The sequence below is a fragment of the Streptomyces sp. NPDC048111 genome (assembly GCF_043202815.1).
Lineage (GTDB): Bacteria > Actinomycetota > Actinomycetes > Streptomycetales > Streptomycetaceae > Streptomyces.
In genome coordinates this window covers 665,027-679,732 of sequence record NZ_JBIDBD010000001.1, presented here as the reverse complement: position 1 = coordinate 679,732, position 14,706 = coordinate 665,027, and the positions used below count along the sequence as shown (strand labels likewise).

Annotated in this window: 11 protein-coding genes; 8 read left to right on the top strand and 3 right to left on the bottom strand. The window is 73.0% G+C overall.

The genetic code is table 11. From position 1 onward, the window contains the following. Nucleotides 1-39: 39 nt before the first annotated feature. Nucleotides 40-1,332, bottom strand: coding sequence for a phenylacetate--CoA ligase PaaK (paaK, locus tag ACGF3I_RS03085; RefSeq protein ID WP_393128752.1), 1,293 nt, complete (start codon nucleotides 1,330-1,332; stop codon nucleotides 40-42). A 219-nt stretch (nucleotides 1,333-1,551) separates the two neighbouring features. Here paaK and ACGF3I_RS03080 point away from each other — a divergent pair, with 219 nt between their 5' ends. Continuing rightward, nucleotides 1,552-3,078: an alpha/beta fold hydrolase gene (locus ACGF3I_RS03080; protein ID WP_393128751.1), complete on the top strand. Its 1,527-nt coding sequence runs from the start codon at nucleotides 1,552-1,554 to the stop codon at nucleotides 3,076-3,078. Nucleotides 3,079-3,208: 130 nt separating this feature from the next. On the opposite strand, the gene ACGF3I_RS03075 is transcribed toward ACGF3I_RS03080, so the two are convergent. Continuing rightward, nucleotides 3,209-4,831, bottom strand: coding sequence for an acyl-CoA synthetase (locus tag ACGF3I_RS03075; RefSeq protein WP_393128750.1), 1,623 nt, complete (start codon nucleotides 4,829-4,831; stop codon nucleotides 3,209-3,211). A 166-nt stretch (nucleotides 4,832-4,997) separates the two neighbouring features. Between ACGF3I_RS03075 and ACGF3I_RS03070 the strand changes: the two genes are divergently transcribed. From ACGF3I_RS03070 to ACGF3I_RS03050, 5 genes are all read left to right on the top strand, one after another. Beyond that, nucleotides 4,998-5,798, top strand: coding sequence for a crotonase/enoyl-CoA hydratase family protein (locus ACGF3I_RS03070; RefSeq protein WP_393128749.1), 801 nt, complete (start codon nucleotides 4,998-5,000; stop codon nucleotides 5,796-5,798). A 167-nt stretch (nucleotides 5,799-5,965) separates the two neighbouring features. Beyond that, on the top strand, nucleotides 5,966-6,931 hold the full coding sequence (locus ACGF3I_RS03065; RefSeq protein WP_393128748.1) for a Zn-ribbon domain-containing OB-fold protein: 966 nt from the start codon (nucleotides 5,966-5,968) through the stop codon (nucleotides 6,929-6,931). Further along, nucleotides 6,931-7,992, top strand: coding sequence for a thiolase domain-containing protein (locus ACGF3I_RS03060; protein WP_393128747.1), 1,062 nt, complete (start codon nucleotides 6,931-6,933; stop codon nucleotides 7,990-7,992). The genes ACGF3I_RS03065 and ACGF3I_RS03060 overlap by 1 nt, the downstream gene beginning before the upstream one ends. Next, a complete protein-coding gene (locus ACGF3I_RS03055; RefSeq protein ID WP_393128746.1) occupies nucleotides 7,989-9,155 on the top strand; it encodes a thiolase domain-containing protein in 1,167 nt (388 codons plus the stop codon). Before ACGF3I_RS03060 ends, ACGF3I_RS03055 begins: the two co-directional genes overlap by 4 nt. A 126-nt stretch (nucleotides 9,156-9,281) precedes the next feature. Beyond that, nucleotides 9,282-9,545 carry a DUF397 domain-containing protein gene (locus tag ACGF3I_RS03050; RefSeq protein ID WP_393128745.1) on the top strand — a complete coding sequence of 88 codons (264 nt, stop codon included), beginning with the start codon at nucleotides 9,282-9,284 and terminating at the stop codon, nucleotides 9,543-9,545. 58 nt (nucleotides 9,546-9,603) lie between these two features. On the opposite strand, the gene ACGF3I_RS03045 is transcribed toward ACGF3I_RS03050, so the two are convergent. After that, nucleotides 9,604-10,677: an isoafricanol synthase gene (locus ACGF3I_RS03045; protein WP_393128744.1), complete on the bottom strand. Its 1,074-nt coding sequence runs from the start codon at nucleotides 10,675-10,677 to the stop codon at nucleotides 9,604-9,606. A gap of 300 nt (nucleotides 10,678-10,977) precedes the next feature. Here ACGF3I_RS03045 and ACGF3I_RS03040 point away from each other — a divergent pair, with 300 nt between their 5' ends. Both ACGF3I_RS03040 and ACGF3I_RS03035 read left to right on the top strand, forming a co-directional pair. Further along, entirely contained in the window at nucleotides 10,978-13,866 is a 2,889-nt protein-coding gene (locus ACGF3I_RS03040) for an ATP-binding protein (protein ID WP_393129108.1), read from the top strand. Between the two features lie 189 nt (nucleotides 13,867-14,055). Continuing rightward, the gene (locus tag ACGF3I_RS03035) at nucleotides 14,056-14,556 is read left to right on the top strand and encodes a hypothetical protein (RefSeq protein ID WP_393128743.1); all 501 of its coding nucleotides are present in this window, start codon (nucleotides 14,056-14,058) and stop codon (nucleotides 14,554-14,556) included. Nucleotides 14,557-14,706 lie beyond the last annotated feature (150 nt).

The following is a 14,706-nucleotide window of genomic DNA, read 5'->3' as shown; positions in this document are numbered from 1 at the left end:
CCGCGTGCGGCGAAGCGGGCGCCCCTCCGCGCGGCGACGTCAGTCGCGCGCCTCGCGCAGGTCGACGATGCGCTTGAACTTGCCCACCGAGCGCTCGATGGTCTCGGGGTCGACGACCTCCACCGCGACCGAGACGCCGATCCCGTCCTTGACCGCCGTGACGATCGAGCGGGCCGCCGCCTCGCGCTGCTCCGGCGCCGTGTCCGCCCGGGCCTCCACCCGCACGGTCAGGGCGTCGAGACGGCCCTGGCGGGTCAGCCGCAGCTGGAAGTGCGGGGCGAGACCGGGGGTGCGCAGCACGATCTCCTCGACCTGGGTGGGGAAGAGGTTCACCCCGCGCAGGATGACGAGGTCGTCGCTGCGCCCGGTCACCTTCTCCATCCGCCGGAAGACCCGGGCCGTACCCGGCAGCAGCCGCGTCAGGTCCCGCGTCCGGTAGCGGATCACCGGCATCGCCTCCTTGGTGAGCGAGGTGAAGACCAGCTCGCCCCGCTCCCCGTCCGGCAGCACCTCGCCGGTCAGCGGATCCACGATCTCGGGGTAGAAGTGGTCCTCCCAGATGTGCAGCCCGTCCTTGGTCTCGACGCACTCCTGCGCGACGCCCGGGCCCATCACCTCGGAGAGGCCGTAGATGTCGACCGCGTCGATGGCGAACCGCTCCTCGATCTCGCGGCGCATCTCCTGCGTCCACGGCTCGGCGCCGAAGATGCCCACCTTGAGCGAGGTGGAGCGCGCATCGACGCCCTGCCGCTCGAACTCGTCGAGCAGCGTGAGCATGTAGGACGGGGTGACCATGATGATCTCGGGGCGGAAGTCCTGGATCAGCTGCACCTGACGTGCCGTCATGCCGCCGGAGGCGGGGATCACCGTGCAGCCGAGCCGCTCGGCGCCGTAGTGGGCGCCGAGGCCGCCGGTGAACAGGCCGTATCCGTAGGCCACATGGACCTTGTGACCGGGCCGGCCGCCGGCCGCGCGGATCGAACGGGCCACCACGTCCGCCCACGTGTCCAGGTCCCGCTCGGTGTAGCCGACCACGGTCGGGCGGCCCGTGGTGCCGCTGGAGGCGTGGATGCGGCGGATGTCCCGCTCCGGGACCGCGAACATCCCGAACGGGTAGTGGTCGCGCAGATCGGACTTGGCGGTGAAGGGGAAGCGGGACAGATCGGCGAGGGACGTGCAGTCCTCGGGGCGGACGCCCGCCTTGTCGAAGGCCTCCCGGTAGAAGCCCACGTGCTCGTACGCATGGCGCAGGGAGGCGCGCAGCCGGTCGAGCTGAAGGGCTTCGAGCGCCGGCCGGCTCAGGCGCTCGGCCTCGTCCAGCTCTGGTGTCATCGTTGCGCTCCCGTCCTCGCTCCGCCCCCGTGGGGTGCGACGAAATCGGACGACCGATCATTCGGTCGTTATGTACTGGATCAGTAATTCAGCAGCCGGGGGCGCGCGTCAAGGCCTGTGGACAACCCGGGCGGGCCCTCGCCGCCGCCCGCCCGGCGCCGGTCGCGCCGTGAGCGAACGCCGTTGCGGCGCCGCGCCGGCGGCTGTGAAGATCGCCGCATGCCCACGTTCACGACCTCCGACGGAACCCGCCTCGCCTACCACCTGAAGGGCGAGGGGGAGCCGCTGGTGTGCCTGCCGGGCGGGCCGATGCACGCTGCTGACTACCTCCAGGACCTGGGCGGCCTCGCGGACCACCGCGAGCTGGTGCTGCTCGACCCGCGCGGCACGGGTGGCTCGCAGATGCCGAACGATCCGGCGTCCTACCGCTGCGAGCGCCAGGTGGCCGACGTGGAGGCGCTGCGCGTCCACCTCGGCCTCGACCGCCTCGATCTGCTCGCCCACTCCGCCGCAGGCAACCTCGCCCTCCTCTACGCCGCCCGCCATCCCCACCGCGTCCGCTCCCTCACCCTGGTCGCCGCAGGCATGCGCGCGGTGGGCATCGAGGTGACGGAAGACGACTGGCGGTCGGCCGTCGCGCTGCGTGCGGGCGAGCCCTGGTACGAGCGGGGCCGCGCCGCCTTCGAGCGGCTGTGGAAGGGGGAGGCGACACGGCGGGAAGTGGGGGAGGCCATCACGCCGTTCGCCTACGGGCGTTGGGACGAGGCGGCGCGACGTCACGCCGCCCTCACCGAGGCCGCCGCCACCCCCGAGGCGGCCCGAGCCCACTACGCCGACGGCGCCTTCGACCCTGCCTCCACGGTGGCCGCGCTGCGCGGGCTGACCGCGCCCGTGCTCGTCGTGGCCGGTGCGTACGACAGCGGGCCCACGCCCGCCCACGCGGCGGAACTGGCCGCGCTGTTCCCCTGCGCCGAGGTCGCCGTCCAGCGCGGCGCGGGTCACTTCCCCTGGGTCGACGACCCCGGCGCCTTCGTGCGGACCGTGGCCGCCTTCCTGGACCCGGACGTGCGCTCGGTCGTCGTGGACGGGGTGCGCCTGGCCTACCGCGTGCGGGGCCCGGAGGCGGCGCCGCCCGTGGTCCTGGTGCACGGGCGCGGCGGCGACAGCCGGGACTGGGACGTGATCGCCGAGCGGCTCGCGGCCACCCGCCGGGTCTACGCCCTCGATCTGCGCGGGCACGGTCTGAGTGACTGGCCGGGCACCTACTCCTTCGAGGCCTTCCGCGACGACCTCCGCGGATTCATGACGCAACTCGGCCTGCGCGGCGCGGAGTTGGTGGGCCACTCGATGGGCGGGGCGGCGGCCGCGCTCCTCGCCGAGGACGAGCCCGGCCTGATCGGCCGTCTCGTCCTGGAGGAGACCCCGCCCTTCTTCCCCCTCGACCCGCCGCGCGGTCCCGTCGAGCCCCCCGAGGGGCGCCTGGCCCTCGACTGGGCCGTGATCACGGCCACCAACACCCAGCTGAACGACCCGGACCCGGCATGGCGGCGCCGGTTCGCCGACATCACCGTGCCCACCCTCGTCGTCGCGGGCGGCCCGAAGAGCCAGATCGACCAGAAGCAGCTGGCCTGGATGGCCTCGCGGATACCGGGCGCCCGGCTGGTCACCATCGACGCGGGCCACCTCGTGCACACCGAACGCCCCGACGCCTTCCTCGACGCGCTGGCCGCGTTCGGCGTCGGGTGAGCGGTGTGCGCGGCGCGGGGCGGGCGGCGCCGCGCTCGCGGTGGGCGGCGCCGACGGGGATGCCCCAGCGGCCACCCGGTGAGCGCCGCCGACGGAGATGCGCCGGCGCCCGCGCGGTGGGCGCCGCCCCTCAGCCCGCGTCCGCCTCGGCGGCCACCGAGCGCGCCCAGCGGTAGTCCGCCTTGCCGCTGGGGGAGCGCTGGATGCTGGGGGCGATCACCAGTTGGCGGGGCACCTTGTAGCCCGCGAGCCGTGTGCGGCAGTGCGTCTGGATGTCGTCGAGGGTGGGCCGGGCCGCGCCGGCGCGGACCTGGACCACCGCCGCCACATGGCTGCCCCACCGGGCGTCCGGCACCCCCGCCACCAGCGCGTCGTAGACGTCCGGGTGCGCCTTGAGGGCCTGCTCGACCTCCTCCGGATACACCTTCTCGCCGCCGGTGTTGATGCACTGCGAGCCGCGGCCGAGGACGGTGACGATGCCACCCTCGTCCACCGTCGCCATGTCGCCGAGCAGCACCCACCGCTCGGAGCCCTTCTGGAAGAAGGTCTCGGCGGTTTTCACGGGGTCGTTGTAGTAGCCGAGCGGTACGTGCCCGCGCTGGGCGAGGCGCCCCACCTCGCCGACCGGGACCGGCTCGTAGGTCGCCGGATCCACCACCATCGTGCGTTCGTTGACCTCCAGCCGGAAGCCCTTCTCCGGACCCGAGTCGTCCGTGGCCCGGCCGTTGGAGCCGGACTCGGACGAGCCGAAGTTGTTGAGGATCACCGCGTTCGGGACCAGCTCCTGGAGCTGTTCGCGCACCGTCTGCGACATGATCGCGCCGGACGAGGACACGCTGAACAGCGAGGACAGGTCGGTGCCCCGGAGCGGGCCGTGCAGCGCGTCGACGAGGGGCCGCAGCATGGCGTCGCCCACCAGCGAGACGCTGGTGACCTTCTCCTTCTCGATGGTGCGCAGCACCTCCTCGGGCACGTACTTGCGGTGGATGGCCACGCGCTGGCCGTAGTTGAAGGCGACGAACGACGTGAGCGTCGAGGTGCCGTGCATCAGGGGAGGGGCCGGGAAGAACGTCAGGCCCTCTCCGCTCCTGGCCACCCGCTCGGCCAGTTCCTCCGGCCGTCCCACCGGCTCGCCGGCCGGTTCGCCGCCGAACAGCCCCGCGAAGAACAGGTCCTCCTGACGCCACATCACCCCCTTGGGCATGCCCGTGGTGCCGCCCGTGTAGATGATGAACAGGTCGTCGGCCGAGCGCGCCGCGAAGCCCCGGGCGGGCGAGCCCGCCGCCTCGGCGTCGGTGAACGCGACCGCGTCCAGGGCCGGCGCGTCCTGGGCACGGGGACCGACCCGGATCAGGTGCCGCACGTTCTCCGTCTGCGGCAGCGCGCCCGCCACCCGCTCGGTGAACTCGGCGTCGAAGACCAGCGCCGCGAGGTCGGCGTCCCGGTAGAGGTAGACCAACTCCTCTTCCACGTACCGGTAGTTGACATTGACCGGCACGAGCCGCGCCTTGAGGGCGGCGAGCACCGTCTGGAGGTACTCGACGCCGTTGTAGAGGTGCAGCCCCAGATGCTCGCCGGGCTTGAGCCCCGCGTCCAGCAGATGGTGGGCGAGCCGGTTGGCGGCCTCGTCCAGCTGACGGTAGGTCAGCCTGCGTTCGGCGCCGGTTCCGGGGTGGTCGATGTACACGAGAGCTTCGCGGTCCGGGACCACGTCGACGACGGACTCGAACAGGTCGGCAAGGTTGTACTCCACCATTCCTCCTGACACCGGCCCCGACTGACTCGGGGGCCATCAGAGCAAAGCCGCGCACAACTGGGAAGGGCTGCCGCCGAAGAAATCTGACTGCCTGTCAGAAAACTATTGAACTGGCACCGCCCCTACTGCAACCTGTTCTAGGTCTTGAGACGGGAGGACGGCAATGGGTGGTACGGAACACCTCAGCGTGCGGCGCGAGGGCGCCACGCTGGTGCTCACCCTGAACCGGCCGGAGGCGAAGAACGCGCTCTCGCTTCCGCTGCTGGTGGGGCTCTACGACGGCTGGCTGGAGGCCGACGCCGACGACTCCGTCCGCTCGGTCGTGCTCACCGGAGCGGGCGGCGACTTCTGTGCGGGCATGGACCTCAAGGCCCTCGCGGGCCGGGGCATGGCGGGCGACCAGTACCGGGACCGGCTCAAGGCCGACCCCGATCTGCACTGGAAGGCGATGCTCCGCCACCACCGCCCGCGCAAACCCGTGATCGCGGCGGTCGAGGGGTACTGCGTGGCCGGCGGCACCGAGATCCTCCAGGGCACGGACATCCGGGTCGCCGGAGCCGGGGCCACGTTCGGACTCTTCGAGGTCAGGCGCGGACTCTTCCCCATCGGCGGGTCCACCGTGCGCCTCCAGCGGCAGATCCCGCGCACCCACGCGCTGGAGATGCTGCTCACCGGGCGGCCCTACAGCGCCCAGGAGGCGGCCCGGATCGGGCTGATCGGCCGGGTCGTGCCCGACGGCACGGCTCTGGACGCGGCCCTGGAGACCGCCGAGCAGATCAACGCGTGCGGGCCGCTGGCGGTGGAGGCGGTCAAGGCGTGCGTGTACGACACGGCGTCCATGAGCGAGACGGACGGGCTCGCGGCGGAGCTGGAACGGGGGTGGCCGGTGTTCGCCACGGCCGATGCGAAGGAGGGGGCGCTGGCCTTCGCGGAGAAGCGGGTGCCCGTCTATCGGCGGGCTTGAGGTTCGCCCCGCCGGGGGGTTCGTCCGGGTGCCGGCCGGTGGGTGGCGCCGGGGTTCCGCCCCGGACCCCGTTCGTGCCTTGACGGCGCCGGTCCTGAACGCCGGACGGGCTGCAGGTGGCCCCGTGTGGGTGGCCCCGGATCACTTGGAACGCAAAGGAGTTGACCATGACAGGCTCCGCCTCAGCCGATGTGCTGCGTGCCCCGCTCGTCGTCGAGTTCCCCTTCACCCGGTCCCTCGGGCCGGTGCAGAGCGCCTTCCTCACCGGGCTGCGCGAGCGCACCGTGCTCGGGGTGCGCACCGGCGACGGACGGGTGCTCGTGCCACCCGTCGAGTACGACCCGGTCACCGCCGAGGAGCTCGGCGAGCTCGTCGAGGTCGCCCCCGCCGGCACCGTCACCACCTGGGCCTGGAACCCCGAGCCGCGCCGGGGTCAGCCCCTCGACCGGCCCTTCGCCTGGGTCCTCGTCGAGCTGGACGGGGCCGACACCTCGCTCCTGCACGCCCTGGACGCTCCCGGGCCGGACGCCGTGCACACCGGCATGCGCGTCCGGGTCCGCTGGGCCGCGCAGCGCACCGGCGCCATCACCGACATCGCCTGCTTCGAGGCGGGCGAGGAGGAGGGCGCTGGGAAGCGTCAACCCGGCGCGCACAGCGGGGAGTTCGAGGACGCCGTCACCGGGATCGTCGCGCCCGCACGGCTCGACTACGTCTACAGCCCGGGGCGTGCCCAGTCCGCCTACATCAACGCGCTCTCCGAGCGCAGGACCGTCGGCGAGCGCTGCCCCTCCTGCCGGAAGGTGTACGTGCCGCCGCGCGGGGCCTGCCCCACTTGTGGGGTCGCCACCGAGGAGCGGGTCGAGGTCGGGCCGGCCGGAACGGTCACCACGTACTGCATCGTCAACATCAAGGCCAGGAACCTCGACATCGAAGTGCCGTACGTCTACGCGCACATCGCGCTCGACGGCGCGGGCCTCGCCCTGCACGGCCGGATCGGCGGCATCCCGTACGACCAGGTGCGGATGGGGCTGCGGGTCGAGCCCGTGTGGAGCGAGGGCGGCCGGTATCCCGACCACTACCGGCCCACCGGCGAACCCGACGCCGACTACGAGACCTACAAGGAGCTGATCTGATGGCGCCCACCCCTCCGCGGCGGGACGTGGCGATCGTCGCGTTCGCGCAGAGCGACCACCGGCGCCGCACCGACGAGCTGTCCGAGGTCGAACTGCTCATGCCGGTCCTGCACCAGGTCCTCGACGCCACCGGGCTCAGGACCAGCGACATCGGCTTCACCTGCTCCGGCTCCAGCGACTACCTGGCCGGGCGCGCCTTCTCCTTCACCATGGCGCTCGACGGCGTCGGTGCCTGGCCGCCGATCTCCGAGTCCCACGTGGAGATGGACGGCGCGTGGGCCCTCTACGAGGCCTGGGTGAAGATCCTCACCGGCGAGGCCGACACCGCCCTCGTCTACGGATACGGCAAATCGTCGCCGGGACAGGTGCGTGACGTGCTGACCCGCCAGCTCGACCCGTACTACGTGGCGCCGCTGTGGCCCGACTCGGTCGCGCTCGCCGCCCTCCAGGCCCGGGCCCTCATCGACGCCGGGGACGCCGACGAACCCGCGCTCGCCGCGGTCGCGGCCCGCAGCAGGGACGCGGCCACCCACAACTCCCATGCCCAGGTGCGCGGTTCACGCCCGCAGGGCGAGTACGTGGTCCAGCCGCTGCGCACCGGCGACTGTCCGCCCGTGGGCGACGGCGCGGCGGCCGTGATCCTGGCCGCCGGGGACCGGGCGCGCGAGCTGTGCGCGCGGCCCGCCTGGATCCGTGGCATGGACCACCGCATCGAGGCGCACAGCCTCGGGGTGCGCGACCTCACCGACTCGCCGTCCGCCCGCCTCGCCGCCGAACGGGCCGGGGCCTTCGAACGGCCGGTGGACACCGCCGAGTTGCACGCGCCGTTCAGCTCTCAGGAGGTCGTCCTGCGCAAGGCGCTGCGGCTCGGGCCCGAGGTCACCGTCAACCCCTCCGGGGGCGCCCTCGCCGCGAACCCGATCATGGCCGCGGGTCTGATCCGGCTCGGCGAGGCCGCGGCCCGCATCCACCGGGGCGAGTCCGACCGGGCGCTCGCGCACGCCACGTCCGGGCCCTGTCTGCAGCAGAACCTCGTCGCCGTCCTGGAGGGGGAGTCATGAGCAAGGAACCCGTGGCCGTCGTCGGCGTGGGCCAGACCCGGCACGTGGCGGCCCGGCACGACGTGTCCCTCGCGGGTCTCGTCCGCGAGGCCGCCCAACGGGCCCTGGAGGACGCCGAGTTGACGTGGCCGGACATCGACGCCGTGGTCATCGGCAAGGCGCCCGACTTCTTCGAGGGCGTCATGATGCCCGAGCTGTACCTGGCCGACGCCCTCGGCGCGGTGGGCAAACCCATGCTGCGGGTCCACACCGCGGGCTCCGTCGGCGGATCGACCGCGCTCGTCGCCACCAACCTCGTCGCCGCACGGGTGCACGGCACGGTGCTCACCCTCGCCTTCGAGAAGCAGTCCGAGTCCAACGCCATGTGGGGACTCTCGCTGCCGGTGCCGTTCACCCAGCCGTTGCTGGCGGGCGCGGGAGGCTTCTTCGCGCCGCACGTCCGGGCCTACATGCGGCGCACCGGCGCCCCCGACACGGTGGGCTCCCTCGTCGCGTACAAGGACCGGCGCAACGCCCTGAAGAACCCGTACGCACACCTCCACGAGCACGACATCACCCTGGAGAAGGTCCAGGCCTCACCGATGCTGTGGGACCCGATCCGCTACTCGGAGACCTGCCCGTCCTCCGACGGGGCGTGCGCGATGATCCTCACCGACCGGGCGGGCGCGGCCCGTTCGCCCCGCCCCGCGGCCTGGGTGCACGGCGGAGCGATGCGCAGCGAGCCGACCCTGTTCGCGGGCAAGGACTTCGTCTCGCCCCAGGCGGGCAAGGACTGCGCGGCCGACGTCTACCGGCAGGCCGGCATCGCCGACCCGCGCCGCGAGATCGACGCCGTCGAGATGTACGTCCCGTTCTCCTGGTACGAGCCGATGTGGCTGGAGAACCTCGGCTTCGCCGCCGAGGGCGAGGGCTGGAAGCTGACCGAGGCCGGTGTCACGGAACTAGACGGCGATCTCCCGGTGAACCCCTCGGGCGGCGTCCTGTCCACCAACCCGATCGGCGCCTCCGGCATGATCCGGTTCGCCGAGGCCGCGCTCCAGGTCCGGGGCCTCGCGGGGGAGCACCAGGTGGAGGGCGCCCGCAGGGCGCTCGGGCACGCCTACGGCGGCGGCTCCCAGTTCTTCGCGATGTGGCTCGTCGGCTCCGAGCCGCCCGCGCGCTGAGTCCGGTGGACGGCGGACGGGCCCGCAATCCGGTGGACGGGGACGGGCCCGCTCCGGCGGCCTGTCCGTCCCACCCGGCGATCGCTAGTGTGGCCCCGGACGACAGAACCGGGGAGGAGCACGGACGTGGCCGACACCACCACCCAGCACACTTCGCAGGCCCTTGCGGGGCACACCCGTTCCGGCTGGGACAAGCCGGAACTCGATCTCAGCGGGGCCGACTGGCAGTCGAGCAGCCGGGGGGCGGGGGACGTCCAGATCGCCTTCGTCGAAGGCTTCATCGCCATGCGCAACAGCGGCAGCCCGGGCAGCCCGTCGCTGATCTTCAGCCCGGCCGAATGGCGGGCCTTCATGATCAACGCCCGCGACGGGGAGTTCGACCTCACCTAGCGGCCCGTGCATGCGGCCCGCCGTCCCGAGGGCGGCGGGCCGCACGCACGACAGCGTTCTACGCGCCCTCGCGCTCCCCGGTGGCCTGCTCCGGGAAGAGCTGGGCCCAGGGCCGCTGCCGTCCCTCGCTGACGGCGGCGATGCCCGCCTCCCCGTACCGCGCGGTCTCCAGGGACCAGGCCAGGTTGCCGCTCATCAGCGCGCGCATCCCGTCCACGTAGTCGGCCACCTGGGCGCGCACCTGCTCGGGCAGGCCGGTCTCGTCGAGCTGGGCGGCGAGTTCCACGGTCAGGTGCTGGAAGCGGGCGATCCTGGAGTTGGCCATGGCGGCCACCCGCCGCAGCGCCGACTCGACCGTGCACATCTCCTGGCGCATCAGGATGATGACGCTGTTGTTGACGTCGCCCGCCGCCAACTCCTTGTCCACCGACACCATGTCGTTGACGAAGATGATGACGTCCGCGGTGATCTCCCGCATCTCGGCCAGCGGCACCCCCTCGTGCAGCTCCCGCGGCAGCGTGTAACCGCCGCAGCGCTCCACCAGATCCAGGCAGGGCTGTACGCCTATGGAGTCCCGACGGCCGCGCAGGAACCCGGGCAGCGACAGGGTGCCGTTGCGGGTCCGGTTCAGCGCCTCCCAGTGATAGGCCGTCAGGTACTCGCGCCAGTGCGCCCGGAAGCGGTCCTGCCACAGTAACGGGGTGCCCGAGGTCACCCGTTGCCACAGATCGCGAAAACTTTCGGCCAGCCGGTTCGTGGCCTCACCCGGCACCGGTGGCGCGTCGCCCATGGTGCGCAGCACCGTGTCGATCTGCCGCAGCACCACGTCGGGCCGCTTGCCGAGCGGCCCGTCGAACTGGTCGTCGAAGACGAAGAACCAGGCGTTGAGGTCCGTCGCCAGGGCGAGGTGCGCGTCCGAGGCGTCCGGATAGAAGTACGCCATCAGCCGTTCCAGGCCCATCGCGTCGTATTCGGCCGTCGCCTGCTCCCCGGCCAGCATCCCGAACTCGTGCAGCCAGTCCAGGGTGTGGCGCCGGGCCAGCGCGTGCCGGGGGTGCCGGCGGGCCGGGAAGGGAATGTCGACGAGCCCGGTCCGCGTCCGGGCCGACCGGACCCTGCCAGTGCTGCCCATGCGGCACCGCCTCCTTAGTGCTCCGTACGTCGTTCAATCATCAAGGTCGCGGCGTCCAGGGGCCAGTCGTATGGCGCCGGAGTCCGACAGCGCATGGGGGGCGTACGCGGCCCCTGTTGGCGCCCCTTACGGACAATCCGCTGCCAACCGTCCATGGATTCAGCCAACTTAAAGAGTCAAGCAGGAGACGGAAGTAGGTTATTCATGTCACGGTACGTGTCCGGGGCGTAGGCTCGGTGCTACTGCCAGAAGGGGACCGCTGTGGCGGAGACGAAGGGCCGGGGCGGGGTTCCGCGCCGGATGCTCTTTGAGCGCGATGACGAACTGACACTGTTCGACAGCATGTTGGACGACCTGTGCGGCCGCGCCGGTGAGGGGAGCGCACCCAACGGCGGGCTGCTCGCCATCGCCGGATCGGCAGGTCTGGGCAAGACCACACTGGTGGCCGAGGTCCGGCGCAAAGCCGCCGCCCGTGGCTGCACCCTGCTGGCCGCGCGCGGCAGTGAGCAGGAGGAGGGCGTCGCGTTCCACGTCGTGCGCCAGCTCGTGCAGCCCGTCCTCGCCTCGAGCAGTGAGGACGAACACCGCAAGATACTGGGGAGTTGGTACGACATCGTCGCACCGGCCGTCGGCCTGGTCGCCTCCCGGGACGAGGTCGCGCCCGACCCGCAGGGCGTGCGTGACGGCCTCGACTGGCTCGTCACCCGCTTCGCCGTCCAGTACGCACCCGTCGTGCTCGTGGTGGACGACGCGCACTGGGCGGACGAGGAGACCCTGGCCTGGCTCACCTCGTTCGCGCTGCGCGCCTCCGACCTGCCGCTGCTGATCGTCGTGGCCTACCGGCCCGAGGAACTGCCGCGCCACGCGGCCGAGTTCCGCCGGCTCGCCACCCGGCACGGTTCGCGCCCGCTCGACCTGTCGCCGTTCACTCCGGGCGCGGTGAGCGATCTGGTGCGCGACATGCTCGGCGAGGGCGGCGACGAACTGTTCGCGCGCGAGTGCTGGGCCCTGACCGCGGGCAACCCCTACGAGGCCGTCGAACTCGTCGCGCGCATCCGCGACCGCGGCATCAAACCGCAGTACGTGAACGCCACCGAGCTGCGCGAACTGGCCTCCGCCGTGCGCGGCAGCGGGCTCATCGACCGACTCGAGCGGCTCGGCCCGTCCGCCGTCCGGCTCACCTGGGCCGTCGCCGTGCTCGGCACCGACGCCGACCGCGACATGGCGGCCGGCGTCGCCGGCCTCGGCGCCGAGGAGATGGCCGACGCCGTCGAGCGGCTGCGCGACGCGCGCATCCTGGCCGCGCCCGGCGACGCCCCGTCCCGGCTCGACTTCTTCCACCCGCTCGTCGGCACCGCCGTCTACCGGGCCATCCCGGCCGCCATGCGCGTCGCGATGCACGGCCAGGCCGCCTTCGCCGTCAGCGAGGCCGGACTCGGCGCGACGTCCGCGGCCCGCCACATCATGGAGATGCACCCCGAGAGCGACCGGTGGGCGGTGTGCCAGCTGCGCGCCGCCGCCCGCGACTACCTGCGGGCCGGTGCCCCCGACGCGGCCCGGCGCTGTCTGGCCCGCGCCCTGCGCGAGCCGCCCGCCCTGGAAGAGCGCGCCGAGGTCCTCTACGAGCTGGGCTGCTCGGCGCTCCTGAACGAGCCCGCCACCACCGTCAACCACCTCAAGGCGGCACTCGAAGAGCCCGAACTCGCCCCGGAGCTCCGCGAATCCGTCACCTACCGGCTCGCCCAGGCGCTGGCCCACACCGACCGCATGGGCGAGGCCGCCGCCGTCGTGGCCGCCGAGGCCAAGCACTCCACCAGCGCCCGCACCCGGCTGCGGATGCAGGCCGAGACGTTCCAGTGGAACGCCTTCCGCGCCGACGAGGAGGACTCGCCGACCCGCTCGCGCAGCCTCGCCAAGCTCGCCGAGCACCTCAACGGGCGCGGCAAGGCCGAGCGCTACATCCTCGGCCTGCGCGCCTGGGACGCGATGGTGCGCGGCGAGCCCGCCGAGACCGCCCTGCGCTACGCCGAGCAGGCCCTGGAGGGCGGGCTGCCCTGGACCGACGACAACTGGGGCTTCGAGGTCCCGATCCTGGTCGCGCTCACCTTCATGTACTGCGACCAGCCCGGCCGCGCCGACGACCTGTTCAGCCAGGGCATCGCCGACTGTGAACGCAAGGGCTGGCGCGGCGCCCACCTGTCCTTCGGCCTGACGCTGCTCGGCTACATCAAGTTCCACCGCGGCCGGCTCGCCGAGGCCGAGGACCTGGTGCACAGCGGACTGCGGATCGCCGACCGCGTCGGACAGCAGATCCCGGCGCAGTGGTTCGCGCTCGGCATCCTCATCGAGATCCTGCTCGCCCGCGGCCGCGTGCAGGAGGCGCAGGAGCTCTCGGACACGTACAACTACGGCCAGGTCGTCCCCGACGCCGTGGTCTATCCCGACTCCGAGACCGTCTACAGCGAGCTGTTGATCGCCCGGGGCCTGCGCACCGACGCCGAGGAGCGGCTGCGGGCCGTCGGCCGCAGGCTCGAACCGCGCGGCATGCGCAACCCCATGTGGTGCCCGTGGCGACCGCTGCTCGCCCAGACGATCGCCCACACCGATCCCGGCGGAGCCGCCGAGATCGCTCAGGAGGGCATCGAGATCGCCCGGCGCTTCGGCACCCCGGGCGCCATCGGCCGGGCCCTGCACGCGGCCGCCAAGGTGGCCTCGGGTGCCGACAGCCTGGCCCTGATGGCCGAGGCCGTCCGCCAGCTGGAGAAGTCGCCGGCCGCCTACGAACTGGCCCAGGCCCTGGTCGACCACGGCGCGATGCTCAGCAGGGCGGGACTGCCGCAGGACGCGGCCGACCTCCTCATGCGCGGTCTGGAGAGCGCCGCGCTCTGCGGCGCCGACGCGCTGGCGGCCCGGGCCCGTGAGGAACTCGCCGCCTCGGGCCTGCGCCCGCTCCAGTTGCGCGCCATCGACTCGGACTCGCTCACCGCGCAGGAGAAGGCGGTGGCCGAGCGGGCCGCTCAGGGCTGGGAGAACCGGCGCATCGCGGACGAGCTCGGCACCAAGGAGCGCACCGTCGAGCTCCTGCTCTCCGGCGCCTTCCGCAAGCTCGGCACCAACCGCGACGGCCTCGCGGGCCTGCTGCCCCACCAGTCCCGCGGCTCCGGCACCCGAGGCGTGCCGAGTCCCTGACCCCGACCGGACCACGGCCCCGGCACCCGAGCCATCCGAGCGGCGCGGGAGCCGGGGCCGCGCCGTGCCGGCCCCACCCCGGCCGCGGGAGGAGGCGGGCCCGGGGTCCCGGGCGGGCCCGGGCGCCGACCCGCCCAGGGCCCCGGGCCCGGCTCCGGCAGGGCGCCGCGGGCACGTACCATTGAGGGCATGTCCTTCCTCCGCCGCCGCAGCGCCGCCACTCCCGCGGGCCCGGACTTCGACGTCCTGGCCATGGACCCGGGAGACTGGCCCGGCAACCTGGGCGCCGGCCTGCTGCCCGCCCCCGACGGCAGCTGCCAGGGTGTCTTCCTGCGCTACGACCTGTTCGGCGGCCGGGGCCCCGCGATGATCATCGGCAATCTGCCGGAGGGCTCCCCGGCCCGCGAGATGGCCGAGGGCCAGGTCCCCTTCGAGGTGGCCCAGCTCCTGGTCGCGCTGGAGAACGACGAGCCCATCGAGGTCGTCGGCACCGAGGACATGCCGGTGATGCAGGGCGACAACCTCCTCATCGTGCGCCGCCTCAAGCTGTCCGAAAGCCGCATCTCCTGCGTGCAGTTCGACCGCAGCGACAACGTGCTCGTCACCATCGCCAGCTGGGACCGGCCGATCACCGACGACCTGTACGCGCTCCTGAAGCCGCTGCCCGCAGAGCTCTTCCAGCAGGCCTGAACGACACACCGGCGCATCGCCGCACGGCCCGGCACCCCCCTCCCGGGGGTGGGGGGGGGGGGCCCGCCCGCCGCGCCCCCCCCCCCCCGGCGGCGGCCGGGGGGGGCGGGGGCGGCCCCCCCCCGCGGGGGCCCCCCCCACCGGGCGCGG